Raw genomic sequence first — 735 nt, forward strand, 5'->3', positions numbered from 1 at the left:
GGCATTCCCGGTGGCCGACTTTTCCGGCAAATTTGCCGGCCTGGGCGAAGTGCTGGCACCCGAGGGCACATCGCTCGACCGGCTGGTGGCGGTCGGCGGCGGCAAGGTCTCGGGGCTCGACGATCATGCCTGGCTCAAGCTTGGCGGTCCGATCACTACATCCTTTCGCAAGGCGACGGAGGTGGCCGTCGTGCTCGACCTGCCCGGTGCTGACGTCGGCGGCAGACAAGCGGCACAGCTTGCCGCTGGCATTCTTCTGCGCAGCTATGCTTTCGACAAGTACAAGACGAAAAAGGACAATGGCGACAGCCAGCGCGACGGCAAGGCGACCGAGCCTAAAAAGCCGGTCAAGGTGACCATCCACACCACCGATCCGGCGGCGGCGAAAAAGGCCTTTGCCGACGAGGTGGCGGTGATCGACGGGGTGCTCCTGGCGCGCGATCTGGTCAACGAACCGGCCAATGTACTCGGGCCGGTGGAATTCGCCGCCCGCGTCAACGAACTGGAAGCGCTCGGCGTCACGGTCGAGATCCTGGTCGAGAAGGAGATGAAGAAGCTCGGCATGGGCGCGCTGCTCGGCGTCGCGCAAGGCTCGCCGCGTGGAGCCCGCCTGGCCATCATGCGATGGAACGGCGGCAAGGCCAAGGACAGCCCGATTGCTTTCGTCGGCAAAGGCGTCACCTTCGACACCGGCGGCAATTCGATAAAGACGGCCTCCGGAATGGAGGACATGAA

The 735-nt window shown here is 64.4% G+C and carries 1 protein-coding gene; it reads left to right on the forward strand.

Annotated elements, in window-relative coordinates; genetic code table 11:
• Window positions 1-735 (forward strand): M17 family peptidase N-terminal domain-containing protein (locus tag EOA86_RS37070; RefSeq protein WP_281035748.1); only part of this gene is annotated, 735 nt, incomplete at both ends.

This window comes from Mesorhizobium sp. M5C.F.Ca.IN.020.32.2.1, assembly GCF_004023105.1.
Lineage (GTDB): Bacteria > Pseudomonadota > Alphaproteobacteria > Rhizobiales > Rhizobiaceae > Mesorhizobium > Mesorhizobium wenxiniae.